The organism is Acidisphaera rubrifaciens HS-AP3 (assembly GCF_000964365.1).
Classification (GTDB): domain Bacteria; phylum Pseudomonadota; class Alphaproteobacteria; order Acetobacterales; family Acetobacteraceae; genus Acidisphaera; species Acidisphaera rubrifaciens.
This window is the reverse complement of record NZ_BANB01000301.1, coordinates 1-804: the sequence shown is the minus strand read 5'-3', so window position 1 is coordinate 804 and position 804 is coordinate 1. Positions and strand designations below refer to the sequence as shown.

1 protein-coding gene is annotated in these 804 nt (G+C 74.1%); it reads left to right on the top strand.

Annotation, left to right across the window (positions count from 1 at the left end; genetic code table 11):
* Positions 1-769, top strand: a 769-nt coding sequence (locus B8460_RS09915) for a 4Fe-4S dicluster domain-containing protein (protein WP_048861436.1), incomplete at its 5' end; no start/stop codon positions are given.
* Positions 770-804 lie beyond the last annotated feature (35 nt).

Sequence of the window (804 nt, the reverse complement as noted above, 5' to 3'; positions counted from 1 at the left end):
CGATCCCGCGCCGGCCGCGCGCCCGCCGAGCCTCTACGCCGACGCGGCGGGCGACGGCCGCGCCTGGGGCATGGTGATCGACCTCGATTCCTGCATCGGCTGCAACGCCTGCGTCACCGCCTGTCAGGCGGAGAACAACATCGCGGTGGTCGGCGCGGAGCAGGTGGCGCTGGGGCGCGACATGCAGTGGCTGCGCGTCGACCGCTACTACGAGGGGCCGGCATCGGCGCCGGCGACCCGGTTCCAGCCGGTGCCCTGCATGCAGTGCGAGGATGCGCCGTGCGAGGTCGGCTGCCCGGTGGAGGCGACGGTGCATGACCAGGAGGGGCTGAACCTCATGGTCTACAACCGCTGCGTCGGCACCCGCGCGTGCTCCGGCTACTGTCCGTACAAGGTCCGGCGGTTCAACTGGCTCGACTACTCCGCCGGCGCCGCGCCCTCGCTCGCGCTGCAGCGCAACCCCGAGGTGACGGTGCGGGCGCGGGGCGTGATGGAGAAATGCACCTACTGCGTCCAGCGCATCGAGGCGGCGCGGATCGACGCCGACCGCACCGACCGGCCGATCGCCGACGGCGCGGTGCGCACGGCGTGCCAGGGTGCCTGTCCGACGCAGGCGATCAGCTTCGGCGACCTGCACGACCCGGCGGCGGCGGTGGCGGCGGCGCGGCGCGACCCGCGCCACTACGCGCTGCTCGGCGAACTCGGCACGCGTCCGCGCACGACCTATCTCGCGGTGCGCGCCCCGGCTGAGAAGGACGGCGCGACATGAGCGAGGCACGCTGGGACGACGCGGCGCCCGCGGCT